Source organism: Paenibacillus wynnii, assembly GCF_000757885.1.
Taxonomy (GTDB): domain Bacteria; phylum Bacillota; class Bacilli; order Paenibacillales; family Paenibacillaceae; genus Paenibacillus_AQ; species Paenibacillus_AQ wynnii.
On record NZ_JQCR01000002.1, the window covers coordinates 2,234,200 to 2,260,644 of the forward strand.

The 26,445-nt window shown below is 43.2% G+C and carries 22 protein-coding genes and 1 pseudogene; 19 read left to right on the plus strand and 4 right to left on the minus strand.

All coding sequences use genetic code 11. The annotated features are described in order from the left end of the window. The first annotated feature begins 66 nt into the window (after nt 1-66). From PWYN_RS12685 to PWYN_RS12700, 4 genes are all read left to right on the plus strand, one after another. On the plus strand, nt 67-2,625 hold the full coding sequence (locus PWYN_RS12685) for a LamG-like jellyroll fold domain-containing protein (protein WP_036652152.1): 2,559 nt from the start codon (nt 67-69) through the stop codon (nt 2,623-2,625). Between the two features lie 275 nt (nt 2,626-2,900). Then, nucleotides 2,901-3,299: an IS200/IS605 family transposase gene (tnpA, locus tag PWYN_RS12690; protein WP_084146701.1), complete on the plus strand. Its 399-nt coding sequence runs from the start codon at nt 2,901-2,903 to the stop codon at nt 3,297-3,299. A 9-nt stretch (nt 3,300-3,308) separates the two neighbouring features. After that, nucleotides 3,309-4,382: an IS200/IS605 family element RNA-guided endonuclease TnpB gene (gene tnpB, locus PWYN_RS12695; RefSeq protein ID WP_036652156.1), complete on the plus strand. Its 1,074-nt coding sequence runs from the start codon at nt 3,309-3,311 to the stop codon at nt 4,380-4,382. 252 nt (nt 4,383-4,634) lie between these two features. After that, a complete protein-coding gene (locus PWYN_RS12700) occupies nt 4,635-5,120 on the plus strand; it encodes a GyrI-like domain-containing protein (RefSeq protein WP_036652160.1) in 486 nt (161 codons plus the stop codon). 70 nt (nt 5,121-5,190) lie between these two features. Here PWYN_RS12700 and PWYN_RS12705 read toward each other — a convergent pair whose 3' ends face one another. Both PWYN_RS12705 and PWYN_RS12710 read right to left on the minus strand, forming a co-directional pair. Then, nucleotides 5,191-6,849 (minus strand): histidine kinase N-terminal 7TM domain-containing diguanylate cyclase, encoded by a 1,659-nt coding sequence (locus PWYN_RS12705; RefSeq protein ID WP_240479771.1) that lies wholly within the window; start codon nt 6,847-6,849, stop codon nt 5,191-5,193. Between the two features lie 148 nt (nt 6,850-6,997). Further along, nucleotides 6,998-8,764, minus strand: a complete 1,767-nt coding sequence (locus PWYN_RS12710) for a putative bifunctional diguanylate cyclase/phosphodiesterase (protein ID WP_052087920.1) — start codon at nt 8,762-8,764, stop codon at nt 6,998-7,000. Between the two features lie 376 nt (nt 8,765-9,140). On the opposite strand from PWYN_RS12710, the gene PWYN_RS12715 reads away from it, so the two are divergent. The 12 genes from PWYN_RS12715 (at nt 9,141) to PWYN_RS28065 (ending at nt 22,184) form a co-directional block, all read left to right on the plus strand. Further along, nucleotides 9,141-9,734, plus strand: coding sequence for a TetR/AcrR family transcriptional regulator (locus PWYN_RS12715; RefSeq protein WP_036652165.1), 594 nt, complete (start codon nt 9,141-9,143; stop codon nt 9,732-9,734). Nucleotides 9,735-9,767: 33 nt separating this feature from the next. After that, nucleotides 9,768-11,792, plus strand: coding sequence for a chemotaxis protein CheA (locus tag PWYN_RS12720; protein WP_036652168.1), 2,025 nt, complete (start codon nt 9,768-9,770; stop codon nt 11,790-11,792). Nucleotides 11,793-11,825: 33 nt separating this feature from the next. Further along, nucleotides 11,826-12,323: a chemotaxis protein CheW gene (locus PWYN_RS12725; protein ID WP_036652170.1), complete on the plus strand. Its 498-nt coding sequence runs from the start codon at nt 11,826-11,828 to the stop codon at nt 12,321-12,323. 4 nt (nt 12,324-12,327) lie between these two features. Further along, nucleotides 12,328-14,025, plus strand: coding sequence for a methyl-accepting chemotaxis protein (locus PWYN_RS12730; protein WP_036652173.1), 1,698 nt, complete (start codon nt 12,328-12,330; stop codon nt 14,023-14,025). 2 nt (nt 14,026-14,027) lie between these two features. Further along, a complete protein-coding gene (locus PWYN_RS12735; protein WP_036652176.1) occupies nt 14,028-14,843 on the plus strand; it encodes a CheR family methyltransferase in 816 nt (271 codons plus the stop codon). Nucleotides 14,844-14,847: 4 nt separating this feature from the next. Next, nucleotides 14,848-15,873: a protein-glutamate methylesterase/protein-glutamine glutaminase gene (locus PWYN_RS12740; protein ID WP_036652178.1), complete on the plus strand. Its 1,026-nt coding sequence runs from the start codon at nt 14,848-14,850 to the stop codon at nt 15,871-15,873. Then, the gene (locus tag PWYN_RS12745; protein ID WP_052087921.1) at nt 15,870-16,343 is read left to right on the plus strand and encodes a chemotaxis protein CheD; all 474 of its coding nucleotides are present in this window, start codon (nt 15,870-15,872) and stop codon (nt 16,341-16,343) included. Before PWYN_RS12740 ends, PWYN_RS12745 begins: the two co-directional genes overlap by 4 nt. Before the next feature lie 24 nt (nt 16,344-16,367). Next, nucleotides 16,368-19,805 (plus strand): PAS domain S-box protein, encoded by a 3,438-nt coding sequence (locus PWYN_RS28060; RefSeq protein WP_052087922.1) that lies wholly within the window; start codon nt 16,368-16,370, stop codon nt 19,803-19,805. 5 nt (nt 19,806-19,810) lie between these two features. Continuing rightward, nucleotides 19,811-20,203, plus strand: coding sequence for a response regulator (locus PWYN_RS12755; RefSeq protein WP_036652179.1), 393 nt, complete (start codon nt 19,811-19,813; stop codon nt 20,201-20,203). Nucleotides 20,204-20,314: 111 nt separating this feature from the next. After that, nucleotides 20,315-20,575, plus strand: a complete 261-nt coding sequence (locus tag PWYN_RS12760) for a hypothetical protein (RefSeq protein ID WP_036652181.1) — start codon at nt 20,315-20,317, stop codon at nt 20,573-20,575. Nucleotides 20,576-20,728: 153 nt separating this feature from the next. Then, nucleotides 20,729-21,208 carry a hypothetical protein gene (locus tag PWYN_RS30025; protein ID WP_036652184.1) on the plus strand — a complete coding sequence of 160 codons (480 nt, stop codon included), beginning with the start codon at nt 20,729-20,731 and terminating at the stop codon, nt 21,206-21,208. Next, complete coding sequence (locus PWYN_RS28065) at nt 21,177-22,184, plus strand: HD-GYP domain-containing protein (RefSeq protein ID WP_240479728.1); 1,008 nt, start codon at nt 21,177-21,179, stop codon at nt 22,182-22,184. Before PWYN_RS30025 ends, PWYN_RS28065 begins: the two co-directional genes overlap by 32 nt. Here the strand turns inward: PWYN_RS28065 and PWYN_RS12775 are convergent. Further along, on the minus strand, nt 22,158-23,483 hold the full coding sequence (locus PWYN_RS12775; protein ID WP_036652188.1) for a DUF2252 domain-containing protein: 1,326 nt from the start codon (nt 23,481-23,483) through the stop codon (nt 22,158-22,160). The genes PWYN_RS28065 and PWYN_RS12775 overlap by 27 nt on opposite strands. Before the next feature lie 165 nt (nt 23,484-23,648). On the opposite strand from PWYN_RS12775, the gene PWYN_RS12780 reads away from it, so the two are divergent. The 3 genes and pseudogenes from PWYN_RS12780 (at nt 23,649) to PWYN_RS12790 (ending at nt 25,385) form a co-directional block, all read left to right on the plus strand. Then, a complete protein-coding gene (locus PWYN_RS12780) occupies nt 23,649-24,206 on the plus strand; it encodes a TetR/AcrR family transcriptional regulator (protein WP_052087923.1) in 558 nt (185 codons plus the stop codon). A gap of 53 nt (nt 24,207-24,259) precedes the next feature. Next, a pseudogene (locus tag PWYN_RS12785) lies at nt 24,260-24,895 on the plus strand (NAD-dependent epimerase/dehydratase family protein); the annotation flags it as partial. Nucleotides 24,896-25,028: 133 nt separating this feature from the next. Further along, nucleotides 25,029-25,385 carry a GIY-YIG nuclease family protein gene (locus tag PWYN_RS12790; protein WP_036652189.1) on the plus strand — a complete coding sequence of 119 codons (357 nt, stop codon included), beginning with the start codon at nt 25,029-25,031 and terminating at the stop codon, nt 25,383-25,385. A 59-nt stretch (nt 25,386-25,444) separates the two neighbouring features. On the opposite strand, the gene PWYN_RS12795 is transcribed toward PWYN_RS12790, so the two are convergent. Continuing rightward, nucleotides 25,445-26,431 carry an N-acetylglucosamine kinase gene (locus PWYN_RS12795; protein WP_036652190.1) on the minus strand — a complete coding sequence of 329 codons (987 nt, stop codon included), beginning with the start codon at nt 26,429-26,431 and terminating at the stop codon, nt 25,445-25,447. Between the last annotated feature and the right edge of the window lie 14 nt (nt 26,432-26,445).

The following is a 26,445-nucleotide window of genomic DNA, read 5'->3' on the forward strand; positions in this document are numbered from 1 at the left end:
TTTTGGTTCCGCTTTCAATTAATTGATTACGCTTTCAACAATTGAAGATGAGAGAGGTGCACTTGAATGGATAAACGTACGGTGCGTAATTTAACACTTTTTATATTGGTTCTGGTCTTATTGCTTCCTAGTACGGTTCTTGGTAAAAATGGAGATAAATCAGCGGGCCAACCTAATAATAGTAATAGCAATAAGCCTTATCAGGATCACCAGGGAGAACCTCCGGTCTTCCAAAATGTATCGGTTCATGACCCTTCGATTGTAAAAGAGGGAGATACGTTCTATGTATTTGGCTCCCACATTGAGGCTGCCAAGTCAACGGACTTAATGAACTGGACGCGATTCACGAATGGGTATACTACACCCGGCAATGTGATTTTCGGGGATCTTTCGAAGAACCTGGCGGGGTCTTTTGCTTGGGCGGGAGAGAATGACTCCGATAGCAAAGGCGGATTCTCCGTGTGGGCTCCAGATGTATTCTGGAATAAGGACTACATTAATAAAGATGGGTCCAAGGGTGCTTACATGATGTATTACAGCGCCTCCTCAACGTATATGCGTTCCGACATTGGATTCGCAGTAGCCAGCAAGATTGAGGGACCCTACACCTACGGGGACACTCTTATATATTCTGGTTTTACCAAAGAAGCAGCTTATGACAACAACAGCGTAATAAACAAGAAATGGACGAATACGAATATTCAAAAGCTGGTGGATAACGGTACGGTGGCTGGCGCAAGACCTGAATGGTTCAATGCCAATGGATCTTTTAACAATGAGATGTTTCCCAACGCGATCGACTCCACGCTGTTTTATGATAAGAACGGCAAGCTGTGGATGACTTACGGATCCTGGTCCGGCGGAATCTTCGTGCTTGAGATCGATAAGTCTAATGGAGAAGCCATCTATCCTGGGAAAGATGGAACAACGGCGGATGGCAGACTGATTGACCGGTATTTTGGAACCAAAATTTCCGGTGGATATTATAAATCAGGTGAGGGCCCGTACATCAGATACGATAAGAATACGGACTATTACTACTTATATGTAACCTATGGAGGGTTAGGTGCAGACGGCGGTTATAACATGAGACAGTTCCGATCGAAGTCCCCAGATGGCCCTTATTTGGATGCACAAGGACAAAATGCAGTCCTGCCCGCAAATACGGATAATGCACTGTACGGTAACAAACTGATGGGCAATTTTCTTTTTGACAGAAAAGTAGGTGACCCTGGTACAGGTATCGGTACGGGCTATGTCTCGCCAGGACATAACTCCGTTTATATAGATCCTGCGACAGGCCAACAGTTCCTGATCTTCCATTCACGCTTCCCGCTAACGGGTGAGATGCATGAGGTTCGGGTTCATCAAATGTTTATGAATTCGGACGGTTGGCCTGTAGTGGCCCCTTATAGATATGCTGGGGAAACATTGGATAAGGTGAACACACAGGATTTGGTGGGTGAGTATAAATTCATTCGCCATGTTAAAGACAACTCCGCTGTAATTAGAAATTCTGTAAATATTCGATTGAATAAGGATGCTACTATATCCGGTGATGCAACAGGAACGTGGGAAAAGAGTGGCAAGAACCAAGCGGTAATTACCGTAGGTGGAATCACCTATAAGGGTGTGTTTGTACGTCTTTGGGATCCAACCTCAGAGCGGTATGTAATGATATTTACAGCGCTGTCTCACGAAGGAGTATCCATCTGGGGGAGTCAAACACAGGGTAAAACAGATACGGAGGTCGTGGCTGATGTTGCCGCCGATCTTAGACTGGGAGATACCGGCAATATAATCTCTAATCTTACACTCCCTACCGAGGGCACGTCACATACTACGATTACCTGGAAAAGCTCGAATGCCAGTGTAGTCACCGATACAGGTATCATTACTCGTCCTGAGGCAGGTGCCGAGAAGGTAACGGCTACACTTACGGCGACGATAACCAAAGGCAGTGTGACCGAGACCAAATTATTTATCATTACTGTGCTTCCTTATAAAAGTGCAGGGTTAATGGCGCAATATTCGTTTGAGGACAACTTAAATGAAGGTACGGGTCATTTCGGTGCCGGTGCTGTGACTGGAAACCGGATTGACAATACAGGAGGCACTATCACTTACGTGGAAGGGAAGAGCGGCAAAGCATCCGTATTTAATGGAGCTTCAGGGGTTCGGTTGCCAAATGGGCTAATCTCGAGCAATACCTATTCGGTAGCTATATGGTTGAAGCCTGAGGAATTAACGAACTTCACGACAACTTTCTTTGGTGCAAGAGACACCAACAACTGGTTAAGTCTCGTTCCTAAAGGACCGATAGCCGATGAAACGATGCTGTGGTCCGGCAGCGCCCGCTGGTATGATGCGGCTACAGGCCTGACCATTAGACCTGGAGAATGGACTCATCTGGCGTTCTCTGTGGATAACGGGGTAATTAAGGTGTACGTCAACGGCGCAGAGAAGTTTACAGGCACCAATTTCCCGAATCTCTTCACAACTACGGATGCCAGCTTCAGTCTGGGTGTGAACTGGTGGGATATCCCTTACAAGGGTTTGATCGATGAGTTACGGATTTATGAAGGGGCCCTGTCACCTTCCGAAGTGTTGAATTTAGTGAAATAGAAGGGTAAACCGTGATCTGGATTGGTAATTTGTAATCAAGTGAATGGTTGGTGTAAGTAATAAATAGAAAGAAGTCGTACGGATAACCCGTACGACTTCTTTCTATTGAAACGATATGTTGAAAATTAGAATCCATGTTTAACAATTGATTGTCAGAATTCCCCCAGTTCAAAAGTGGTGGGATGAATGGCAACGGTCTTCCTTCTTTGACTAATCCAACTTAAAACGATACATTAGAAGTATTCAGTCATATTACATAAAAGGTTGTGTTATTAATGGAGTTAGACTCTAATAACCATTCAGTGTTCTCACTTCATTTTCATCTTATTCTAGTCGTGAAGTATCGTAGAAATGTAATAGGCGATGAAGTATCGAATAGGCTGAAGGAGATATTCGAGTATATTCAGCCCAATTACAATATCACCCTCCAAGAATGGAATCATGACAAGGATCATGTGCACGTTCTTATGAAGACACATCCCAATACCGACATTTCCAAATTCCTCAACGCTTATAAAAGTGCTTCCTCTCGACTTATCAAGAAGGAATTCCCAGATATTCGTAAACAACTGTGGAAGGAGTATTTCTGGTCGAGAAGTTTTTGCCTAATAACTACGGGTGGAGCGCCTATTGATGTAATCAAAAAGTATATTGAAACTCAAGGTAAGAAATGAGGTGAAAACTTGCTGAAAGCCTACAAATATCGCATCTATCCAAGCCACGAGCAACAACAATATTTAGCAAAAGTATTCGGCTGCGTTCGGTTTATCTTCAATAGGATGCTTGCGGATAAAATCGAATACTATAAGCAAACCGGAAAGATGCTGGGCAATACTCCCGCCCCGTACAAAAAAGAGTTTGAATGGCTTAAAGAAGTGGATAGTTTGGCTTTGGCAAATGCGCAACTCCACCTAGACAAAGCCTATAAGAACTTTTTCCGTGATAAGAACGTTGGCTTCCCTAAATTCAAAAGCAAGAAGACGAACAACCATAGCTTCACAACAAATAATCAAAACGGAACCATAGCCATTGAAGATGGCCATATCAAAATTCCCAAGCTGAAGACAAAAATCAGGATTAAGCTACATCGTCAATTCACGGGGTTAATCAAATCTTGCACCGTATCCAAAACGCCATCAGGAAAATACTTTGCTTCCGTACTGGTTGAAACAGAAATGGCCCAACTCCCAAAATTAGATAAAAAAATCGGAGTCGATCTTGGACTTAAATCATTCGCAATCACTTCTGATGGAGATGTTATTGACAATCCAAAGCATCTAAGAAAATCTGAAAGGAGATTAGCGAAGTTACAACGCTCGTTATCACGCAAGAAAAAAGGTTCGAATAATCGCAACAAAGCAAAAGTTAAAGTTGCCAATATGCATGAAAAAATAGCTAACCAGCGTAAAGACTTTTTACACAAAGCTTCTTCCGACATGATTAACGATAACCAAGTGATCGTCATGGAAGACTTGCGTGTAAAAAACATGATGCAGAATCACAAATTAGCTAAAGCCATTTCCGAAGTGTCGTGGGCGATGTTTAGATCCATGATCGAATACAAAGCGTTATGGTATGGCAGGGATGTAATTATTGCTCCCAAGCATTACGCAAGCAGCCAATTATGTTCATGTTGTGGATATAAAAACGCTGAGACTAAGAAGTTAGGTGTCCGTGAGTGGACTTGTCCAGAATGTAACTCCCAACATGACAGAGACATTAACGCTGCGCAGAACTTGTTGAAACTAGCAATGTAAATTGCACTTACCGGGTTAGGGACTAGCCTATATGCTTGGGTAAACTTGGAGCAGTAGCTCTATTGACCAAGAAGCTCCCACCTCTAAGGTGGTGTGCAGTTCACTGGACTCTTGTTAAAAGATTAAATAGTATAAGGCGTTGCTTCTACCTTTTCAGCTTTTACAACAGCATCTTCCAAATTCGAACCTGACAGAGAGCTGTCTACTTCCCCAAGGTACAATAGGATCAAATCGAGGGAAATGAGGGCGACTATGACTAAGCTTATTGTGATGAAGCAAATGATGACGTTATCAGGTATTAGCACACGTACAACAAATACCGAGGAAATGGGTTCAAACGGGCGTTTGCCACAGCTTTGGGAGGACTATTTTCAGAAAAATATCGGGGCTCAGCCTGAAGTTGTTGATCCTCATCTGATCTATGCGCTTTATACGGACTATGAAAGTGATGCCACCGGAGCCTACACGGTTCTTATCGGGCATGAGCTAAATAACAATGGAGTCCAAGCGAAAACCCAGTTGAAACGCGCTGTCGTTCCAGAGAGCACCTATATGGTATTTACCACAAGAAAAGGACCGGGCTTCGAAGTGGTTGCTGAAGCATGGGGAGTGATTTGGGAATATTTCAACCAACCGCAAGAGGAAGAACGGAGTTACACGGGGGATTTTGAGGTCTATGATTCCCGAGATCTTGATCCGTCCAATACCGAAGTGAAGATATATATTGCCATTAAATAACATGATAGTTGTTGATAAAGAAAGCCCATGAGAATTTTCTCACGGGCTTCTTGTCTATTAGTTGAGGCGATTATCTTAGAATGCTGACGATCTGGTTCCGGCCTTCTTTTTTGGCTTGATACAAGGCTTTATCTACGGATTCAAACAAATCATTTAAATAGGTTTTGGGACTGTCCGTATGTTCTGTTCTAAAGTCCTTATTTATGGAGAGTAGTCCCATACTTACGGTGACAGATACGGGGTGGTCGGCGTTCTCAACAATCACTTTGTTCACTTCAACTCTGGCCTTGATGCGTTCAGCCAAGGGGAGTGCTTCGGATGAAGTCGTATTAGGCAGATACACGATGAATTCCTCACCGCCGTAGCGAGCCAAAATGTCATCTTCCCTCAGGGTTTGTTTGATAGTCTCCACGGTGCTGCAGATGACTTCATCACCAGCTAAGTGTCCGTAGTTGTCATTCACCAGTTTGAAAAAATCGATATCTAACAGAAATATGGCAAACGGTGTCTGACTCTTCCTATTCTTCATCACCTCATGCTCTAACTGCTGTGTTAAATAATGACGATTATAACACCCTGTTAAGCTGTCGGTAATAGCCATTTGCTTGAGCTTTCGGTTGGTTTGGAAAAGCTCATTCTGTATCCCGATTAACATTTGGTTACGCTCCTGTAGAATATCGTTCTGAAGAGTCGTCTCATCAAAGAGACTGCGAAGCTCAGTCATATCTTGGAACGTAATGATACGACCCACCATTACACCTCTAACCATGATAGGTGCCGCGTCAACTTTGATATATCTCTGGATATTCGTTTGCAGCCATTCGATTTCAATGTTCTCCAAGGGACTGTTTTTGTAAGTCTCAAGGAAGTTATCCGTTCTATTGTCAGAATGTTCTTTGGTAAAAATGACTGACATATCAAAAGCATCACCTATACGGAGGTTCAAATAAGGAGATAAGGATTGATTGATCTCCACAACGGTTTCACCCTCATCGAGCACCAGAATCCCAAGCGCAATGGTGTCAATGATATCCTGATGGGCAATAGTCACAATATCTAGAACCTTATCCCGATGAATGGAAATCACAAAAAAGACTGCAGATAATAAAATACCAAGAGATGTTAAACCCGGGATGACCGGCAGATACGAATCTAAAATAACATTAAGAAATATATCCATTATTACAAACGTTGTCATTACTAAAATCCCTTTAAACACTTGTTGCACCTGCTTCTTGATACGTTGCGAGCTACCGGATACTAAAGTTAAATAGATGATGTAGAACGAAATAACAATATAGATTATCATGACGATAACAATGCACCAAAAAATAGGGCCGTAGGTTCTCTGGATGTATCCGCCGTCCACGGGAAGAACAAACCAATCATGCGGATTGGTTATCACACCAAGGGATAAAACGACCGAAGGAATGAAGAGTAATAAAGACGATTTTATTCGCAGAAACTTTGATCTCCCTGTCAGAAAAATGGTGAAGAGAAGCCATCCCGTAGCCAACATAGAGGAATCGATAAATGCAAGCTTCACGTAAAATAACTGAAACATGGGGTTTTCTGTTGTTTTTAAAGCGAATTGACAGAAAGGCCACAGCATCATGGAAAAGTGAAAGACCAGGTAGACCTTGTGCAGATTGGTAATAGTGACTGAAGCGAAAACGTAAATAAATAAAGCGAATAAAAGTAGAAACAAAATAAGATCAATCCACACCACTAGATCCAATAGACTACACCCTCTTACGTTAAGAATGTCACTCTGATAGGCCGACTAGCGACACTCTATTATGTATAGTTTTTCCCAACAAAAAGTAATAGACCAACTTATTTACATTCTACCATATAAAAAAAGAAGCTTATCAAATTTAAACTTCAGCCTGGCCTGCCAATAGCTCTACAATGGCGTCTGCTGCTAACGGCCTGCTAAATAAGTAGCCTTGAATTTTGTCGCAACCTTGCTCCTGTAAATACTCCAGCTGTCCCGTCTTCTCCACACCTTCTGCAACCACACTCATGCTCATCCGTTTGCCGATCAGGATGATTTCCTCTACCAATGTAGATTGGTTGGTGCCTGTTCGAATCGTATCAATGAAGGACTTGTCTATTTTCAGAGTAGAAATTGGTAAGTGGGTCAGGTAGCTTAAGGAAGAATAGCCTGTTCCAAAGTCGTCCAGAGCAATTTTAATATTAAGATCTCTTAGCTGCTTCAATTTATCGCTAACGTAGTCGTAGGATTCCACCAGAACAGATTCAGTGATCTCTAATTCCAGATAATGAGGCTCCAGTCCAGAGGCCTGCAGGGTATCCACTACCAGTTCATTGAAATCGGTCTGCAGCAGCTGAAGCATTGAAATATTGACGGACATGGTTAGCTCCGTAAAGCCCTGCCCATGCAGTTTTTTTAGGAAATCACAGGCTTTTTGCAGAACCCAGGCTCCCAAAGGAATGATGATATGGGAATCCTCAGCAACCTTGATGAATTTGAGGGGAGAGACATAACCCAGCACAGGACTATTCCAGCGCAAAAGAGCTTCCAGCCCGGTAATTTTATTCTGCGCCAAGTCAACTTGGGGTTGATAATAGAGCTCGAACTCCTGTTGTTCCATGGCGGCATACAGCTGCTTCTCAATATTCATTCTCTCGCTGAAGTCGTCATTTAGGGGTTGGTCAAATATAACGTATTTGCCCTTTCCCGCATCCTTCGCCTTGTACATAGCGATGTCTGCCCGTTTGACCAGCTCCATAATATCATTGCCATGCTCCGGGTAAACACTGATTCCAATACTGGCACTGATATGTAGTAGACTGTTATCCATTTCAACTGCTTTTTTAAATCCGCTGAGAATTCGGCCTGCCATAAGTTTTATACTGGCTGCACCACTTAATGGATATAGAAGAATGATGAATTCATCGCCCCCGAAGCGGTAAACCACGCCCTCTTCCCCCACGATGGAAATCAATCTTTGACTTGCTTTTACAATGAGCCGGTCTCCAAACCCGTGACCCATGGTATCGTTGATATATTTAAAGTTATCGATATCTACAAACAGCAAGGCTGCATGACCGCTAGAGTCGGTACGGATAAATTGGGATGCATTCTCATATAAGGCCAGCTTGTTGGGCAGGCCCGTCAGTAAATCATGATAGGCCAGATGGTGCATCTTTTCTTCGTTCTCCGTAAGCTTGCGTTGATTATCACTTAGATGGTCGTACTGTTGTCGGAGTTCCTCCTCCGTAGCTGTTATTTCCTCGTAGGCAGATTCCAGGTTTTCATAGGTACGCATCAAGTCCTTATAGGCGACTCCGAGCTTTTCTTCTGTTCTCTTAATTTGTTTAAGGGTTCTTAGAATAAGACTGAAGATAATGAGAGCTGTCATAAAAACAAAAAACCAGCCCTTGAACATATTAATCCGGACAATGAGCTCTGAGTTTTTAGTAAAAGCGGTTACGGCTTTATCTGTAAAGAGAATCCATAAACACCCAACTATGAAATAAATCCCGGCAATTCTCGTAGAACCCCAGAGTGGATTGAAGCTACGCTTATTTATAGGCTCTAGGTCGATTCCTTCATAGGACTCCAAGCCTATTGTAGCGGATCGATTGATTCTTTTGCTGTTATCTCTTTGTAGCATATTGCCCCTCCTGATAGTCACACTAATCAACAACCTCGTATTTAAAATTTTCAACATCAATAGCTAAAATCCTCTATTCTTCAGCATATTCATTGTTAATACTATACCTTTTTCACATTTGTCGGGTTAATTATCGCTAGAACTCAACATGCTAATGTGCCTGCCCTGTTCTTTGTGATTTCGACAAAATACCCGAGTGAAAAAACGCAAAATAGCCTATAATTACACATCTTCAGAACTAAAAACCAACCATAATTCCCGAAAATTCACAAATTGTTCCCATAATATTCTAAGTGACTAGTACTTTTTCAGTAGACTCTGGAGTATACTTCGCATGTAAGTAAGTGTTTACTAACATTTGGGAGCGAATGAATTTATGGGGAAAACACTCATTCATACGAAAGAGGGGCTTGTGTTATCGGCGATTGAGGTCATAAACGACGTTGGTATTAGTAACTTATCCATTCGTAAGGTAGCTTCTCAGCAGGGTGTTACAGAAGCAGCTATATTTCGTCATTACAAATCTAAAAACGAGCTTCTGCTAGCGGTACTAGATTTCTTCTCTAAATATGACTCCGATGTTTTTGCCACAGTAGCTTTAAAGAAACTAACTCCAACCGAATCCATTCATTATTGTTTGAATACATATGCTACCTACTACGAGAACTACTCTGCGATAACTGCAATAACACAAATACATGAAGTATTTCGCAATGAAATGGAACTTCGAGAGAAAATCGACACGATCATCATGGATCGGACCCATTTTATGAGTGGACTTATTGATGAAGCTATTCAAAAGAATGAAATCGCCCCTCATGTGGACAGCGAGCAACTTGCCATCATAATTTGGGGATACTTTCGTGAGGTTTGTATGAAATGGCGGATTAGTGAATACGCATTTCCGCTTAGAGAGCGGGTGCAAGAATCACTACATATGATTTTGAGAGCTTTTAGTAAGAGGGAATAGTACGTACTGGAGAGTTTAGGGAAGGTGATAACAATGACCGAGGAATACATCAACGAGCCCATGCTTGAGATGTTTATCTATGAAACCTCGCTTCTGCTAGAGCAACTTGAACAAAAAATGTTGGAGAATGAAAGTAACACCTCCTACAAAGAAGAAGTGATCAATGAAATATTCCGTCACATGCATAGTATTAAAAGCTCCGCTGCGATGATGTTGTTCAATGATATCTCCAAGCTTGCCCATTCCATTGAGGATCTTTTCTATGTAATACGTGAAGAGAAGCCAATGCATATTGAATATTCGCTATTGTCTGACCTGGTTTTTGAGGGGATTGACTTCATCAAGGTAGAAATCCTCAAGATCAAAGCAGGAGATGAGGCAACGGAGGATTCCTCTGAGTTAATTAAGCGCATCGAGTGCTATCTAGAACAATTAAAAGAGAATAATCCCGATCTTACGGCCTCAACAGGCACCAACCATTCGCAAAAACAACAGCAATTTTATATATCCAATAACAAAAAGATAGAAAAGTCTAATCATAAACATACCTACCAAGCCCGTGTTTTTTTTGATGAGGGTTGCGAGATGGAGAACATCAGAGCTTTCACTATCGTTCATCATCTGAAGGATTTTGCAACGGAGCTTCATCATGAACCCAGCGACATCATTGAATCTGAGGACAGCGTAGAGACGATAAGAACAACGGGGTTTTTGCTTCATTTCAAATCGAATCGCAGCTATGACGAAATGCATCAGTTCTTTTCACAAACGATCTTCCTACGGGATTTGGAATTAATCGAGCTGGCTCCAGAAGAGACGGAACCGGGGACTGGTGTTCAGCAAACTCCTGTCAAAGTCAAAGGGCAAGAAGAGTATAAAACCGTAAATGCGGCGGCATCCATCATTAGTGTTCAGGTGGACAAGCTGGATCGTCTGCTCGACTTGGTGGGTGAGATGGTCATCGCCGAAGCCATGGTAACCGAGAATCCGGATCTTGAAGGCCTGCAACTCGATAATTTTCAGAAGGCTGCCCGCCAGCTGAAAAAAATAACCAGTGAAATACAAGATATGGTCATGGCAATTCGTATGGTTTCGCTATCTACAACGTTCCAGAAGATGAATCGGCCTGTTCGGGATATGTCCAAGAAATTAAATAAAGAAGTGAAGCTGAACCTGATTGGTGAGGAAACAGAAGTAGATAAAAATATTATCGAACACCTGTCGGATCCCCTGATGCATCTGATTCGGAATTCAATGGACCACGGATTGGAATCTCCGGAGGAAAGGGAACAAAAGAATAAACCGAGGGTAGGGACGATCACGCTGGAAGCCAGAAATATCGGCAGCGATGTTCTTATTGTTATTAAGGATGACGGAAGAGGATTAAATCGAAATAAAATATTACAAAAGGCCCAATTGAACGGACTGTTAAGAAGGCCTGAACACGAATATACGGATAAAGAGATTTACAATATGATCCTTCAACCAGGATTCTCTACTAAAGAAGAGGTTACAGAATTCTCCGGCAGAGGTGTAGGCATGGATGTGGTGGCCAACAATGTCGAGACCATTGGCGGAGTTCTACAGGTGGATAGTGTAGAGGATCGGGGAACCGTGATAACGATCCGGATTCCGATCACGCTGGCTATCGTAGATGCCATGAATATCCGAGTGGCTGGGTCCAAATACACCATTCCAACAGCTTATATAAGAGAGTCTCTGAAACCAAAGGCCTCCGATCTCATTGTGGATCCGAATGGAAATGAGATGATTATGGTACGTGGCCTTTGCTACCCGTTAATCCGATTACATGAACGATTACATCAATCAACAGAGCGCAGCAATTTAACAAATGGAATAATCATGATTCTTGAGAATGACGAGAAGGGATTCTGCATTTTGGCGGACGAATTGATAGGCCAGAGGCAGGTCGTTGTAAAAGCCCTCCCAAGCTTATTTCAACAGCAGTCGCACAAAGTGGAGGTCCTAGCAGGATGTACCTTGTTAGGAGATGGAAGTATCAGCTTAATTCTGGATATTCCCAGACTATCAAGTTAATATTAATATTTTTCAAGGGGAGTTGATCTATCCATGTCCGTAAATATTCAGGAAGAATTAGAGGAAGATACGCAGAAGGGCAAATTTTTGACATTCATTATGGGTGAGGACTTCTATGGCATTGAAATTAATCACGTTAGGGAGATTATTGGAATCCAACCGATCACGGAAGTGCCGGATCAACCTGAATATCTACGGGGAATTATTAATCTCAGGGGTAAAATCATTCCCGTGATGGATATACGATTGCGTTTTGGCAAAGTGTTCATGGATTACAACGACAGAACCTGCATTATTGTAGTGGACATAGAGAATGTATCCCTAGGACTGATTGTAGATGCTGTTTCCGAAGTGTTGTCCATACCTGACACCGAGATTGTTGCTCCTCCTGAAATGAATAAGGGCGGCCATAATTTTATAAAGGGAATTGGCAAGGTCGGATCTGAAGTTAAGCTGTTGTTGGATTGCAAGACACTGTTGGTCAAAGGCGCATGGGATGGAAATGAACAGCTAGATACATTAGGAGGATAAACAAATGAGATGGATAAATAACTTAAAAATCGGAACAAGATTGATCTCTGCATTTATTATAGTGGTATTAATGACGGGATTGGTTGGATTTATAGGAATTCTAAATATTAAGCAGGTAAATGATGACTATACCAATTTATATGTTAACTATGGTGTGGCCTCTGGAGATTTAGGGCATGTTGGCATGGATTTCCACAATATCCGCGCAGCGATAAGGGATGTGCTCATTAAGAAAACGATTAAAGAACGGGAGCCTTATATCACAAAAATTAAAGCATTAGATACCAGTATGGAAACGTTCTTAGGTAAATTCGAAGGCAGTATTCAATCGGAAGAAGTACGCGTAGCCTACAATTCCTTAATGGAATCCCTTAAGACCTATAAAGAAGTCAGAGAAAAAGTAAGTACTCTGGCTCAAGAGAACCAGATAGATGCGGCAGTGACCTTGTTCTATGGGGACGCACTTCAGCCTGCTATCGAGGCTAACGATAATTTGGATAAATTGATCAAACTGAAGGAAAGCGGCGGTCTCAAGAAGTCAGATGAGTACTCCATTACAGTTAATAATACAGTCAATACAATGATTATTATTGTTGTTGCAACTATAATCCTTGCTATCGCTTTAGGCTTGTTCGCCTCCCGGATTATAAGTAAGCCCATTAATCGGTTAGTTCATGTGTCTGAGCAAATGGCCAACGGGAATCTAGATGTAACTATCGATACTAGCACTGAGGATGAAGTAGGGATCTTATCTAAGTCATTCATGAGAATGTCTAATAACATGAATGAGGTTCTAAATAATATTAGTTCTGCAGCAAATCAGGTGGCATCCGGTGCGAGACAAATGTCTGAATCAAGTATAGCTTTGTCCGAGGGAGCAACTGAACAAGCCAGTTCGGTTGAGGAGCTATCCGCCTCTTTAGAGGAAATTTCCTCCCAAACGAAGCTTAATGCTCATAATTCCAATAACGCCAATCAATTGGCGGTGACCGCACAGCAAAATGCAATCCATGGTAATGAGCAGATGGGCAGTATGCTTCGTGCGATGGAAGAGATCAACGATTCATCCATCAATATTTCTAAAATTATTAAAGTCATTGACGAAATTGCATTTCAGACCAATATCCTGGCTTTGAATGCAGCTGTTGAAGCGGCGCGTGCTGGGCAACATGGTAAAGGTTTTGCGGTGGTTGCTGAAGAAGTACGAAATCTGGCAGCAAGATCAGCCAGTGCAGCTAAAGAAACTACAGCGATGATTGAAGGCTCCATTAAAAAAGTAGATGTGGGCACGAGGATTGCGAATAATACAGCTGTTGCCTTGCAAAACATTGTGGATGATGTTGCTAAAGTAGCTGATCTGATCAGCAATATTACTATTTCCTCTAATGAGCAGGCCTTAGGTGTTGCACAGATTAATCAAGGAATTCTCCAGGTTTCACATGTGGTACAGACCAATTCAGCAACCTCAGAAGAAAGTGCGGCTTCGAGTGAAGAATTAACGCAGCAGGCGCTAATGCTCCAAGAACAAGTCAATCGTTTCCAACTAAAGAGAGCCAATCATTCTATGGATTATGACAGAGAAAACTTGTCTATTAAATCATACCCTTCCAAGGAGTCGTATGTTCATAATGAAGCTGCCGTGACGAGATCCAAACGTGTGACTAGCATATCGTTAAGTGATAGTGACTTTGGAAAGTATTAAAAATGATATCCATAAACAACCGAGAGTTTAGTCGTCTAAGCTCCTATATTTATGCGCAGCTTGGCATCCATCTAAGCAACGAGAAACGTTCAATGGTTGTGGGTAGGCTCCAGAATGAATTGATACATTTAAAAGTGAATTCATTTAGTGAGTATATTGATTTGGTATTGCAAGATAGGACGGGACATCTCGTCAATTCTCTAATCAATAAGATAACTACGAATCACACTTATTTTATGCGTGAGGAAGAGCATTTTGCATACCTGAAGGAAACCCTTCTTCCTAAGTATTTACATACCCTGAAGGAGAAGGATTTACGTATATGGTGTGCAGCCTGTTCTACGGGGGAGGAGCCCTACACGCTTGCCATGCTTATGAACGACTTCTTTCAAAATGACAGACTGGCCTGGGATACGCAAGTCCTTGCTACAGATGTTTCAGATCGTGTGTTGGAGCTTGCAAGAAAAGCGGAATATACCCATGAACAGATTGTTCCGCTTTCTCCGCTTTGGAAGAGTCAATATCTTAAGAAGAATGAGAATGGAAATTTCACCTTTCATGAAAAAATTAAGAAAGACGTTATTTTCCGAAAATTTAACTTAATGGAGCCCAATTTCCCTTTCAGGCGTAAGTTTCATATCATCTTTTGCAGAAATGTTATGATTTATTTCGATATGGAGACCAAGACAGAGCTGCTCAATAAGCTGTATCACTCCTTAGAAAGCGGAGGCTACCTCTTCATCGGACATTCGGAGTCTATTAATAGGGAATCTACCCCATTCAAATACATTATGCCTGCTGTCTATCGAAAGGAATAAGTAGATGAGGAACATTAAAGTGCTGATTGTGGATGATTCTCTTCTCTTCCGTGAATGGTTGAGGAAAGGGCTTTCCAATCATACAGGTATTGAAGTGATTGCAACAGCTGTGGACGCTTATGATGCGCGTGACAAGATATTGCAGTACGGGCCTGATGTCATGACTTGTGATGTCGAAATGCCCAAGATGAATGGTTTGGAATTTATTCGTAGACTGCTCCCGCAATATCCATTACCCACTATTATGATTAGCACTGTAAGCACTAGGGTCTTTGATGCCTTACATTCAGGAGCCGTTGATTTCGTATCCAAGCCCTCGAATATGACCGCCGGAAATATGCAGATATTCTTTGATGATCTGATTCAGAGAATCAGAGTAGCAGCAAACATCAATCTTGAAGAATTAAGGCGGGATCAAACTACCATGAAACCTATAGAGCCGCGAACGGACCCATCCTCCCCCATCCGGATCATTGCGATGGGTGCCTCCACCGGAGGGACGGAGGCGATTACTAGTATTCTCAGAATGTTACCTGTAACCGTTCCTGGAATTGTTATTGTTCAGCATATTCCCTCCGGTTTTTCTAAAATGTTCGCTGATCGTCTGAATCAGCTCTGTGAGCTCTCTGTGAAAGAAGCAGAAACGGGAGATTATGTAGAGTCGGGAAGAGTCCTAATTGCACCAGGCAATCAGCATATGATCATTCATAGAGTAGGTAGTGCATTTAAAGTAGAGTGCTTTCCGGGGGGGAAAGTCACCGGTCACTGTCCCTCGGTGGATGTGTTATTTGATTCTGTAGCCAAAGAAGCGGGGAATAAGGCCATCGGGATTATCCTCACAGGCATGGGATACGACGGATCAAAGGGGTTGTTAATGATGAGACGCAAGGGTGGAAGAACTATCGGTCAAGACGCTAAGTCCTCTATTGTCTACGGCATGCCCAAAGCGGCCTTCGATGTTGGAGCTGTGGAACGACAAGCCTCGCTAGGCCATATCCCACAACTCATCCACAGGCTCTTACAGTCATGACAATGAAAGTAGTAGGTATCGGGGATGCAGCGATTTCAATTGATCCCATGGATATTTTAAAGACTTATGCTTTATCTACCTGTGTAGCTGTTACCGCATATTGTCCGATTCATAGAGTAGCAGGAATGGTTCACATCGCTTTACCCGCCCCTTTATATGGGAATGTAGGTACTTCCTCTATCTTTCGATATGCTAGCACGGGTATTCCACAGGTGTTCGATAGAATTAGAATGCAATGCGGCTGCCGAGCTAGAGATTTAATTATTCATATCTATGGAGGAGCTGTAGCCTCCATATCGACTGATCATTTTATGATAGGTCCTCGGAATGTTGAAGCAGCGAGACAGGTGCTTGATAGTCTGAATGCTAAATGCCGCTATGAGGACACAGGAAGAAATATCAGCAGGACACTTGAAATGAATGTCGCTGATGGATGTATCAATGTTACTGCATTACCCCTTGCATTCTAATCTGATTGCGAAATAGGTGAGAATATGGAACATAAGCATGGAGGTTTACCGGCATCTGCTTTAAATATAGATCAGATCTCAGCTGTATTAGCTTGCATCGGGGATGGCGTTATTACCACCGATCTGAATGGTAACGTTAGTTATATGAACCCTGCAGCTGAGGAATTAACGGGCTGGAGTATGGTTGAAGCTATCGGAACGGCGTTTGACCGCATCTTTTCACTTATTAATGGAGCAACTGAGGAACCCTGTATTTCTCCTATTACAGTAATTGGGCAGAATGAACCCTTTAAGGGACTTGATAAACATACCATGCTCATTACCAAGCTGGGTGAAAGACGATACGTGTCTGCCAGCTGTTCCCTTATTAAGACCTCGGAAGAGTTCGTCACGGGGACGGTAGTTGTGTTCCGAAATATAACAAAAATAAAGAGGATGGAAGATCAACTACTCTTGGAGCGCAATAATTTCCAGGCCTACTTTGAATCGGCACCCATTGGGATGATTTTGGTCGATGAGACGCTTAATCTGATTCAGGCGAATGGGGCAGCTAAGGAATTCATCAGGTTAAACCCCTTAAGTGATAATAATAAAATGAGGATTGGTGACCATCTAAGCTGTATCCACAGTTTTGAGAAGGGGTGTGGAAGCGGGGCAGCCTGCGGGAACTGCGACTTGTACAAAAGCATAAAGAATGTAATGCAAACGGGCAATTCCACCCTAAATTTGGTTACTCCCTATACCCGGCTGGAGATGGGAGTTGCCAATCATTATTGGTACAAGATCAGTATCGTGCCGATGAACTCCCGTGGTCAGAAACAGATATTGGTTATCCTAGATGATATTACGCAGCAGAGAAAGACGGAAGAACAATTGACTCAGGCCAAAGACTACTACCTGAGTATGTTTGAGAAATTCCCTACGCTGGTATGGAGGTCGGGTCTGGATAAGAAATGTGATTATATCAATAGAAGATGGAGTCAGTTCACCGGTCGAAAACCTGAGGAGGAACTCGGATTTGGTTGGGTGGATCGTATTCATCCGGACGATCGTTCCGCCAGCTTGCATAATTATAATTATGCGTTTGATCAGCGCCATTCCTTCGAGAATGAACATCGTCTTCTCCGTTATGATGGTGAGTATCGTTGGGTATTGGATGCAGGGAGTCCATTCTATGATATGAATGGACAATTTGATGGATTTATCGGGGCCGTTTTTGATATCACCGATCGCAAAAATGCCGAAGAAGTACTGGATAAGTACAGAATTTTGTCCGAAGAGGCAAATGACACGATCCTCTTTGTAGATTCTGAAGGCCGTATTTTAGATGTTAATGAATCGGCCATTCATAAATACGGGTATAGTAGACAACAGTTTTTGGAATTAACCGTGTTTCAACTGCGCGCTAACGATTCAGATATTGTAGAACAATTGAACAAGGCAGGGCAGGAAGGTGTCATTTTCGAGACGGTTCATTATAAAAAAGACGGCACTCCCTTTCCTGTCGAGGTTAGCTCAACGGGTACTACCATTGGTGGTAAACGCGTAATTATGAGTATTATTCGGGATATCACGGAACGTAAGCGCTCTGAGGTGGCACTTCGCGACAGTGAAGAGAAGTATCGGCAGTTATTCAATAATTCTACGGAAGCTATCTATCTTCATGAGCTTATCGACAGCTCAATGTTTAGCCGATTCATCGATGTGAACGAGGTGGCATGCTCATGGCTGGGTTATTCCAGAGAAGAGCTGATCGGGATGTCTCCCTTGAATATTAATAGTAAGCCCTACCATAGTAAACTCATTAACCTAAGAGAGAGCTTGCAGGTCGGTGTCCATTACACCTATGATTCTGTACACATTACCAAAAAAGGTGCGAAAATTCCCGTGGAGATTAAGGTTCACTGCTTTAATCTGATGGGCAAGAAGGTCTTGCTCTCTATGGTGAGAGACACTACGGAGAGAAAGAAAGTCGAAAATGAATTAAAAGTGGCGCGTGACGAGGCAGAGCGGGCAAATAAAGCGAAGAGTGAATTTTTAGCCAATATGAGTCACGAAATTCGCACACCACTAAATGGAATGCTTGGCATGATTGATCTGACACTGCTAACCTCCCTCAACAATGAACAAGCAGACAATTTACATACCGCCAAATCCTGTGCTAATGCATTGCTCGTATTAATCAATGATGTTCTAGATTATTCGAAGCTGGAAGTTAGGAAAATGAGAATGGATCAGGTTGATTTCCCGCTTCAAGAATTAATAGAGAAGACGGCAAAGACGTTGTCCCCGAATGTCTTAGCGAAACATTTGAAATTCAATTATACCTTATCTTCACAGGTTCCGAGCTTCGTCTGCGGTGACCCTAACCGGTTACAGCAAGTGCTCAATAATCTACTGCATAATGCGATTAAATTTACAGATGCAGGCTGTGTAACCCTTTCGGTAGAGCGTCAGGAGGTGCAGAGGGACTCCTTGATGCTTTTATTTAAGGTAACGGATACAGGCATTGGAATTGCCGAACAAGAACATCCGAAGTTGTTCAAGACATTTAGTCAGGTCGATAGTTCCATAACGAGAAGATATGGTGGAACAGGGCTGGGACTGGCTATATCCAAACAGCTTGTTGAAAATATGGGCGGGCAAATTTGGGTAGAGAGTACTGAAGGACAGGGCAGTGTGTTTTACTTCACCATAAAGTTCAAACCAGCGCAATCCACCTCTGTTATGGAGAGGTCTAAGTCTATAGATATTAAGTTACCCCGTCTCAAACGGTCCATATTAGTAGCCGAGGATGATCCCGTTAATCAGTTGGTTATGACTAGAATGTTAAATTTCCTTGATTATGAAGTCGAAGTAGCAGGGAGCGGAGTCGAAGTTCTTAAGGGTTTGGAGCGAAAAAGCTACGATTTAATTTTTATGGATATCCAAATGCCTCTAATGGATGGGCTAGAGGCCGCACGCAAGATCAGAGAAAGAGAGGCAGGAGTCCGACATACTCCGATTATTGCGATTACAGCCTACGCCCTGCAAGGTGACCGTGAAAAATGCTTGGCAGCAGGGATGGATGATTATCTTCCCAAACCCATACCTATGGAAAAGTTACAGTCGGCTTTGGAAAAATGGACAGAACCTACTATAAAGATCTCTCTGGACGGTGAGTTAATGACTGCGGCACTGAACCTGTCGCCCAAAAACGTTAGCGATGGTGAGGCCCGTGCAACATTACAAATTTATATAGAGGAATTGGAGCATATCACTCCAGACCATGATTTAGCCCGAATTGAAGATTTGGCTCACCGCCTCAAAAATCAATGTATTGAAATCGGGAATGAGGAGCTCAAAACCACTTTCTTTCGAATAGAATTAGCCGCCAGACGTGGGGATATGGGTGTGGTCATGGAACACATCATGCGGCAAAACTGGAATATACCCGGTATTATCAATAACCGAAAGGAATGAAGGGTATGAAGATATTAATAGCAGAAGATGATTTAGTTAGCCGTAAATTTTTGAGTAAATTCCTTGCCCCTTATGGAGAAGTAGATACGGTTGTAGATGGTTTGGAAGCGCTGGATGCCTACTTATTATCCTTGAAGGATAATGCTCCGTATGACTTATTGTGCTTGGATATCATGATGCCTCGAGTAGACGGGGTGAAGGTGCTCAAAGCTATACGCGATTATGAAGCCCAGAAGGGGGTTTCTCCGGAAAAGCGCTTGAAAGTTATTATGACCACAGCATTGGCTGAAGCGGATAATGTGAAGCAATCTTTTGAATACGGATGTGAAGCTTATGCAGCCAAGCCCATTAATACAGACAAATTCATTCAAGTTTTACGCGAGTTAGGCCTGATTTAGCCTGATTGAATAAGACTCATGGATAAGCCTCATTAACAAATGCATAATAGTACCTCTCCCTAACCATGCTAAAAGGGAATATGAGCATGATATAAGGGAGGGAATACACTAATGACACGTTACAATTCCAATCCAGTTGGGAATAACTTTGTATCTCAGGTCCATAATTCAGTTGATGCACTGCATGGCGCTGTATCGCAAGCCTTAAGCCACCCTACAGAGCAGACTATTGAGCAGGCCGAAAACAGTATGGAGACTGCTGAAAATGCGTTAAATGAAACCGACCCAACTCGTGGAAATCAGGGTGTGGATCTGGCTGAGCAATTGCTGGCTGAGGAAAAGAGCAGACTGGGTAAACTAAATAAACAATAAAACCTTCATTTAGAAGGGTATAGGTTCCTGTTTGACAGCCTGTGGAGCTTTTAGGAGTTCACAGGTTTTTTTATTTCCAATTTTAGTAATGCAATTTTTGAAATTAAGAGAAGCAGGACAGGAGTCGTGCTCGATAGGAATGGAGACTATTCTATGAGACTTCGCAGCCTCACAGGCCCTATTGTGGCCGTGTTATTGCCTATAATATGTTTTGTAATGTTAAGAAGACAGCCTTCATGGGATAACAGTTTTGTGGCACCCCGAGGTCACTTTTATATTGTGAGTTTTGTAGCTTTATTGGCAGTGGTGATTGCCTTCACGGTAGGAACTGCGGGTAGACGGGTGCGGAATATTAAAGTTAGTTTTCTGGCATTGTCTTTTATCTCCTTGGCAGAAATGTTCATGATACATGGTTTATCTACCCCCGACTTCCTCCTTCATGCCAATCATTTGCCGGGTATAAGTGCTCCTCTAAGCGTTCTTATGGCGACCTTTTGGTTATGGCTATCCTCATTACCCTCCGATTATCGATTGATAGGGTATTTGTCCCGTCATGAGAAATATCTGCTTCCTGTATGGGCGTTAACCTTGGGAGCTGTAGGTGCGTTTAGTGCTGTATCCTCAATTATTTGATCATATAAAACTCAATATTTATCCTTTGAACTGGACTGTGGTTGCTGTCACTGCGGTACTCAACCTGATAACTGTATATCGCTATTATCGTTCTTATCTATATTCTCAGTTCCCCTTGCAAATTGCTATTGTTTATAGTTCAGGCTGGTTGATCGTAGCTCAAATTATCATCGTGACGGGTGAGGTCTGGCAGCTTAGCTGGTGGCTGTATCACTTCCTCTTATTAGCCTCGGTAATCGTTATGCTGGCAGGACTCGGCAAGCAATACGCGGCGAATCAATCTATGGCAGGTGCGGTTCGTGCTTTGTTTACAACGGACCCTATTGAACGAATAACAAGCTCCATATCACCGAGCGTTAAGGCATTGATGGCAGCAACAGAAAGCAAGGACACTTATACCGCCGGCCATAATTTCAGAGTAACTGTATATGCGTTAAAGATTGCGGAGCAGCTGCAGCTAAGACCGGAGCAGCTTCGTGCCATGGCCCATGGTACCATCATTCATGATGTGGGCAAAATTGAAATACCGGATTCCATCCTCAATAAGCCGGGAAAGCTTACTCCAGAGGAAAGAACCATTATTGAGAGACACCCCGTTATTGGATATGAGCTATGCAGAAGTCTCGGCTTTATGAGAGAGGAATTGGAGATCATCCGTTCCCATCATGAAAAATGGAATGGGGAAGGATATCCAGACCGTTTGCAAGGTGAGCAAATTCCATGTATGGCCCGAATTGTGGCGGTAGCTGATGTTTATGATGCGCTTACCTCCGACCGTGCTTACAGAAAAGGATTATCTCATGATGAGGCGATGGCGTTCCTGAACGAAAATAAGGGAAGCCATTTTGAACCCGCCAGTGTTGAAGGGTGGGAGCGTGCGTGCAGGCAGGATGCGTCGATCACCCAAATCGCTGCGGAGACCCTAAATGAAAAGACAACTAGGTTGACGTTATCGCTTCACCCATTCCACAAATAGCCTATAGTCATTTTCTACTTGATCGGTATAGGCGATAGCCCAATTAGAAATATAGCGGGCGAATGCGTCTGGGTCCGCTCCCATGGCTTTGGAGATTTCCTTTTCACTATGGTAGGGTAGAATTCCCATATCCACATCTGCATCGGCTCGGGCATGCAATTTGGCAGTCAGACGAGCCATAATCACAAGGACACAACTCATATCGTCTATAGTCTCTATATCTTCTGTTTTTAACCTCTTCTTATAAGGTGAGCGTTCACGGACATAAAAGTCTCTTCCACCCATCGTAAGGAAGCCCAAGTACGGGTCTGATTTATGGTGCATCGCCTGCTGTGTGGCTACCACACGTTTGCCTTGGTGGGAGAAGTGCTGCCAGAACGAATCGGAATAAGGCATGAAATAGGCGGGCACAGGGATACGTACTTCCTTCGTTTCCAGTATGGTATCGTCTACCCCCTCTTTCTCCACACCACCCTCAATGAGTACATAATAGCGATCCAGTCCTATAGAAGCCGTTCCAGATCCATGCTTGACAGCTATGTCCTTAATGCGATAATGCTCCAGATCCTTGCTACGTTTGATGATTGTGTCGGTATAGAAATTCCAGGCATCCACAAGCCGGGCTTGCTCCGTAACGGATGGAACAGCCAGTTCTGCGGTTTCAAGGAATATCCGGTCACTCTGCATCAAGGCGGTCACCTTTTCCAGAAAGTGTGCCTTCCTGCGTTTCTCCAGCTTACGGAGTAGTTTCTTAACCCGTCCACTGGCTGCATCCGCATCCATGATGAAATCCCCCGGGTCTTCCTTGCCGGCGGTGAAACGATTGATTTGCTTGTAGTAGGCATTTACATAGGTTTCGATATTGTTCCGTTGGTCTTTCTTGTCGTATCCAAGCTGCCTTCCCACGAGGGCGATGCTGACTGTCATACGCAGGAGATCGTACAAATAAGAGCCTACATAACCCTCGTCAAAGTCGTTCACATCATAGACGATAAGTCCGTCTTCGCTGCGGAAAGCTCCAAAGTTCTCAAAATGCAGATCTCCCTGAATCCAGGTCGGGCGCTCCGTTGAAGTGTGGTAGGGGAAGTACTGCTGTGTAGTATCAAAGTAGAACAAATAGGCGCTCCCCCTGTAAAAAGAAAAGGCGCTCTCCGACATTTTATTATATTTCTCCGCCCGTTTACTTTCACTAAGAGCCATAATGCCTCCGTCAAATTCATCAAATACCGATACTAGTGTGTCCTTTCGAAGCTTCGTCCGCGTGAGAATGACTCCGCTCGTGATCGTTTCATCTATCATAACAGGCCCCCCTTTGGTAAATTTGAACCTATCATAGCTTGAATATTTACTTTTCGCAAAGAGTTTGTGCCGGAGTCGGTAAGTGTTGCAATATTTAAAATTAATGTATATACTCCAATTAAGAAGTGATTGATCAATAACCAACGAAGCAAAAAGGAGTATATTATGACCAAGGCACCAGCATTCGAACCTGTTATTAAATCGTCAGAAACCATCTCTGTTAATCGTAGGGAGCAGATATTGGAGGCGGCAGTTGTAGTTTTTGCAGAGCATGGATACTTTAGAGCCACTACGGCACAGGTAGCGGAAAGGGTAGGTATTTCCCAGCCTTATGTTTTCAAGGTTTTTAAGAACAAGGAGGAACTGTTTGTAGCCGCTCTGAAAAAAGCCTTTGAACGAATTGTTCAGACCTTCGAAGGCATACAGGCTTCTCCGGAAAATTTGCTTAAGGAAGCCATTAAGGCTTACGAAGTGCTGATGGAGACACATCCCAATGAGATTATTTTGCAAGTGCAGGCCTTGGGTATTCGGGATGAAGAGATTCGCCGAACCATGCAAGAGGGCATGCATCAGGTAACAAGTCTTATGGAGGAAAAGTTTACGGCAGCAGGGATGGAGCATCCTGAAGTATGGGTAAGCAGTTTTATGGCCAACGGAATGTTGTGCAATATTTCGATGGCGCTTGGAATGCCGGAATTGAAGCCAAAGCATCTTGAGGAATAGTATAAGTCGGATTAGACGCAGCGAAATAACCGGGGATATCAAATCATGGATATTTAGCGGTGGACGGCATTTATCCTTATGGTAGAAGACGGAACGAGTTGCCTATTGATGAGGAATATCCTAAGAATCCGCATACGATAAAGGGTAAGGTAAAGCTTGAGTTCGAGCGTATGTTTTTCAGCCCACGTTGGGATCAGGTGAAGGGACTAATTGTGCGCTTGCCGGATTATTATGGACCAACCGCCAATGAGGCCTCTTATCTAGGCTCCACGTTTACCGCAATCGCTGACGGCAAACCGGCCATCTTCATTGGGAATATGAACGTTCCCCGTGAATATGTATACCTGCCGGATGCAGCTGTTATGATAGTTGAGCTGGCTAGCAGAGAAGAAGCTTACGGACAGAATTGGAACATTCCGGGCGGAGATGTCATCTCCGGCAGGGAGATCGTACGAATTGCACGCGAGGCAAGCGGCATGTCCAAAATGGTACTTCCTATAAGTAAAGTGGGGTTATCCCTTCTGGGCTTATTCGTCCCCGTCATGAAAGAAATTGTGGAGATGCTGTATCTGACCGAGGAACCGCTGAAGTTAAGCGGCAGCAAATATGAACGTTTAGTGGGTCCGATCCCGGCCACTTCCTATACAAAGGGGATTAAGGAAACAATTGATTCCATTAAAAGCCGTTAATCAGCTCTGTATATCTGATTGTGAAATATAACATATTAACAAATAGCGGCCTGTTATTGGAAGATACAAATGGTCTTGTACGGAGATCTGTGATACTATTTACTCCTATATAGAATGAGGAAGTGAGCTACCTGTGATAACCATTACCATTCCAACACCGGATGTTTCGATTACCAAGCAGGCTAATCCTGTGCTAAGCCACATTTATGGATTTACCGATTTTATTCAAATTCCACGCGATTATGGTGGTATCTTCATGTTTTACAACGATGATAATGAGCTATTGTTCGTCGGCAAAGCAAGAAAGCTGAGACCCCGCATTAAGAAGCATTTCGAGGATACTGTATCGGTAATGAAAGACCACCGGGATGAAGTCACCAGAATTGATGTTTGTCTAATTGAAGATCCTGTTCACAGAGAAATCTACGAGACCTATATTGTGAATAAAATGAAGGCCAAATACAACGTGGAAAAAGTATTGTATAAGTAATATTGCAAAAATAAAAGGGATGTCCTAAAAGCCTACATGGCTGAAGGGCATCCCTTTTATTAGGGCTGGGTATAGCTGCTCTTTTCTAAATTTGTTATGAAGTCTTCGTGTAGGGACTGACCCGGAATCCGACTTAGGGCATATAGCACCGATCCGGTGACAGGAGAGAATTTGGACTGGACCACTGTATAATGTCTACGATTGCTCAAGGCTAATAAGGCTGTGAGATTCTTTTTAAAATAAGGGCTATTAATAACACTTCCAGTAAAGGCAACTGGAATAGGATCTCCGCTAAATGAAGGCGCCAGTAGTTCTATACCTATTTTGATCTGATGGATGGCACGGTCGGATACCCTTCCGGCAATACCGCTACCCTTAGAAGCTGCCTCTGTAATTATCGGTGTGAATTGTGCAAATGTTCGGTCGCGTGATCTTCGGTCTTCCGTAAAGCCTTGGCGTGCCAAGCTGTGAAGTTCTTGAAGAGTATGTACTTTCCAATGTTCTAACATCGAATGGATGAGTGCTGAATCGCTCTCGACCCCGTTGCCAGCCAATACCTCGTATACGGTGTCATAGGCAATGAGTCTTGCTGCGCTTGGCGCGTAATGATGGAAGTTGAAGTTCCGTATGTATTGTCCGTCTTCTGTTAAAGCCGTTACGATAGAGCCGGTGCCTGACAAGGCAACAATCCCTGGTTTCGTTAGGAGAGCGCCGTAATGCGCGGCGACAGCGTCGTTGAAATGCGACCTCGGACAGGTGAGGCCTTCAACAGCGGTTAGTTCCTGCACCCACTCCAGGTCCTCTTCTGTGTCATATCCTGCTATTCCGGCAGCCAACCCGCGAACCTGTTGGAATTCTTTACCCGCAGCTGCTAGAGCTTCTATTATCGCTTGATTCACATTTTGCTTAGCCTGCAGGTCTCTATATACAGAGGCAGAACCTGTTTCCATGTAAGATAGTACGTTTCCCATCAGGTCACTAACCATAATTCGGGTATGGGTTCCTCCCCCGTCAATTCCTATCACAACATCCTGTGTCTCCAGCATAAATAGAAGCCCCC